The sequence below is a fragment of the Haloimpatiens lingqiaonensis genome (assembly GCF_901447495.1).
Classification (GTDB): Bacteria; Bacillota; Clostridia; order Clostridiales; family Clostridiaceae; genus Haloimpatiens; species Haloimpatiens lingqiaonensis.
In genome coordinates, this window is record NZ_CABDWS010000140.1 from 1 (window position 1) to 3,311 (window position 3,311).

Below are 3,311 nucleotides of genomic sequence, written 5' to 3' on the forward strand. Positions count from 1 at the left end.
GATTCCTGAAAATATGAAAATTAAAGATAAAAAATAAATTAATCCTAGTAAAGCATATTCTTGCCTTACTAGGATATTTTAATACTATTCTTGGAATTATTAAAGGTGCTAAAACTTTGACGCTTACGAAACGATTAAGAGAATCAAGAAAGGAATAAAAAAATGATTGAAACAAAAAATGTAACGAAAATCTACAAAAATGGATTTCAGGCAGTTACAAATCTGAATTTAAAAATTGAAAAGGGTGATGTGTTTGGCTTCTTAGGACCAAATGGAGCTGGTAAGACAACAACGATTCGTATGCTTGATGGGTTGTTAGAACCGACGAGTGGAGAAATCTTGGTAAATGGTATAGACATCAGAGAGAATCAGACAGAGATAAAAAATATGGTAGGAGTTGTTCCGGAGTCTCATGGTTACTATTACTGGATGACAGCAAAAGAATATCTTCAGTATTTTAATTCGTTGTTTCATAATCAGAATGTAGATGATCAATATATCGATTACCTATTACAGCGTGTTGGATTATATGAGAAAAGAGATGTCATTGTAGGACAGTTTTCCAGAGGAATGAAACAACGTCTTGGTATTGCAAAGGCGCTCATCAATAAACCAGAAATCATCTTTCTTGATGAGCCTACATTGGGGCTTGATCCAAGAGGGCAAAAAGAAATTCAACAGTTGTTATCTGACATCAATAAGAATGAAAAAATTACGATTTTCATTACTTCCCATATGTTAAAGGACATTGAAGTCATGTGCAATAAGGTCTGTATTATTCAAAATGGTGTTTTAGTTGAACAGGGAAGTATTCAGGAGTTACAGAAAAAATATCTGACGCACTATACACTTTTGATTGAGACAGATGATAATGAAAAAGCCATTGATGTATTATCTGAGATAGAAGAAATAAGACAGATTGATCGATGTAATGAGAAACTTGAAGTGAAATTTGTAAAGGATTTATCAGAAGAGAAAATCAGCAATGTAAAGCAGAAAATGATTCACAAATTATATGAGTCAGGCATGGATATGAAAGAAATGTCAGTGAAAACGCTTAGTATGGAAGATATCTTTTTCCGTGCAACTGAAAAGGAGGCATAGAACATTGAATAAATATATTGTAAAAAAAGAATTTAAAGAGAGCTTATATGAGAACAAAGGTATCTGGATGATGTTTGCTGCAACAATCGTGCTGTCCGCATTATGTTTTCTTGTAACCAATATCAAGGAAGGTGCAGTACTAGCTCAAAGTGATATTTTAGGTTATGCAATCAAAGCAGAGTTGTTTTTAACCTTGACAATCTCAATGGTTCTTGGAGCATCTGCATTTGCATCCGAGAGAGAAGAAAATACATTAGAAAGTCTCTTGTTGACACCAATATCCAAATGGAATCTGACCTTTGGCAAGTTCTTGGGAGTCATGGTTGTTGGAGTCTTATTACTTGTTATCTCCATACCATATCTAATTGCAATTGGACTTGGTTCGGGACTGGTACTGGATGCCACAATGATTTTATTACTGTGTGGACTTATGCTGTTAATCGCATTCACATCCATAGCAATTGGGTTATCTATTATCGTTGGTAATTCCAAGGCATCTATACTTGCATCAGTGCTAATGATGATTATATTAACATTTCCAGCATTTGTGCAGGGATTATTTAAACTTTCACCTATTGGAACATTTTTATTAAAATTTGATCCAATGGCGGGATGTTTTAACATGATGAGTGCAATTCTGATGGATCGAAGATCATTCCTGTCACAAATGAATAATATTATTCCAATCGTAGTCTTTATGGTAATTGGAGTTGGATTTATGATTTGGACCAGTAAAAAAGTGGCATTGAAGGGAGAAAAATAAAATGAAGAAAATAGTAGCATTTCTTGCGGCTTCTTTGATGCTTTTTATGAATTCAAGCAGTGTGTTTGCCGCAAATACAGAGCAAAGCATATCGGATTTGAGCATTGAAATTACATCACCGGCTAGCATTGAAAGTAAACCAGTATGTGAAGATAATATTGAATTTACTGTTACCAATAACACTGACCATGCGATTGATAACATAGCCTGTTATCTTATGATCTTAGATAAAGGACGAGGACAGACATATCCAGTTGATGAATTTGGTCAGGAAGCCTACCAGACAAGGGAAATCAGTTCAATTGGTGCAGGAGAGCAAATGTCATTTACTATTCCGGTTAAAATCACATACGTTGGGGATTTCAAGTTTAATATCAGTGCAATCGAATATGGTTCAGATCAGGTATATTCGAGTAATACGCTGGCTGTTCATATGATAGAAAATTCATCCATGAACAAAGGTGTTGTCATGGTTGTTGCTGGAGTGGTACCGATTGTGATGCTTGGATGTATCATTCTATTTAGGAGAAAGAAACACTGAAATCTACATTGCAATTATTAGCTTTTTTGATATTGTAGGGCAGAATGGAATAGTATGTTTCTGCCCTATTGATCAAAAAGGATACATTACTGCTTGCATGAATTTAAATAGTTTTGTTTATATTTTTCTGCCAACTCTGGCTTTCTCCATTTCTGATAGAGTAAATTAAGATAGGCATATGTTCCTCTGGTGTATTCATGGTTCACACCTACCGTATTGGTAAAGATGGATTCTGCAAGGAGCAGATGCTTCTCAGCAATGGTTGCCTTTCCAGTTGAAAGTGTAAGCAGTCCTCGCTGGAACTGACAGTAGCCATAGTCAAAGGTATCATTTCCTTCATACTCCATAACAGTCTGTTCATAGAAATCCAGAAGGGCGGTAGCATGATCGTAGTCTTTGGCTTGTATCAGTAAACTTACAAGATTACCCATCTGCTGTAATACATCATGATTCTCCATTGTTCCAAGGGATGCATATTCTTTTCGGATTGTGAGAGCTTTTTCCATTTCAGCAGTTGCATTTATTAGGTCTTTGTTTGCAAGATAGCAGTTTGCTATATTATTGTGTAAATTAGATGCAAGACTGACTAACTGAATATCTGCATCATCCGTAAGCATTGGAGTAATCATATCCAGTGCTTTTTTTCTGCGTTTTAAAGCATTGGCATAGTCTTTTCTTAGATAGAAAAGCTCTGCCTTGTAGTCCAGTAATAATGCTTTGGAGCGAGGGTTATTTATTTTATGCTCATTCATGATATATTCCAAACGATTTACCAGATGATGTTGTATAAATAAAGTTGACACCTTATTCTCGTATAATTCAAAATATAATTAAGAGAATAAGGAGGTGCTTATCATGGCACAAAAACGTTATGACCAGGATTATAAAGTCCAGGCAGTTAAG

Annotated in this window: 4 protein-coding genes; 3 read left to right on the plus strand and 1 reads right to left on the minus strand. The window is 35.1% G+C overall.

Annotated features, from left to right (window positions below; all coding sequences use genetic code 11):
* Positions 1-162 precede the first annotated feature (162 nt).
* The 3 genes from FGK85_RS14795 to FGK85_RS14805 are packed head-to-tail and all read left to right on the plus strand — an operon-like array spanning position 163 to position 2,408.
* The gene (locus tag FGK85_RS14795) at positions 163-1,104 is read left to right on the plus strand and encodes an ABC transporter ATP-binding protein (protein WP_138207896.1); all 942 of its coding nucleotides are present in this window, start codon (positions 163-165) and stop codon (positions 1,102-1,104) included.
* A gap of 4 nt (positions 1,105-1,108) precedes the next feature.
* Entirely contained in the window at positions 1,109-1,867 is a 759-nt protein-coding gene (locus FGK85_RS14800) for an ABC transporter permease (protein WP_171011454.1), read from the plus strand.
* 1 nt (position 1,868) lies between these two features.
* Complete coding sequence (locus FGK85_RS14805) at positions 1,869-2,408, plus strand: hypothetical protein (RefSeq protein WP_138207900.1); 540 nt, start codon at positions 1,869-1,871, stop codon at positions 2,406-2,408.
* 86 nt (positions 2,409-2,494) lie between these two features.
* On the opposite strand, the gene FGK85_RS14810 is transcribed toward FGK85_RS14805, so the two are convergent.
* Positions 2,495-3,160, minus strand: coding sequence for a hypothetical protein (locus tag FGK85_RS14810; RefSeq protein ID WP_138207902.1), 666 nt, complete (start codon positions 3,158-3,160; stop codon positions 2,495-2,497).
* Positions 3,161-3,311 lie beyond the last annotated feature (151 nt).

Coding starts and splice junctions, on each gene's coding strand:
- FGK85_RS14810 (WP_138207902.1), bottom strand. CDS start 3,160: ATGAATGAGCATAAAATAAATAACCCTCGCTCCAAAGCATTATTACTG.
- FGK85_RS14805 (WP_138207900.1), top strand. CDS start 1,869: ATGAAGAAAATAGTAGCATTTCTTGCGGCTTCTTTGATGCTTTTTATG.
- FGK85_RS14795 (WP_138207896.1), top strand. CDS start 163: ATGATTGAAACAAAAAATGTAACGAAAATCTACAAAAATGGATTTCAG.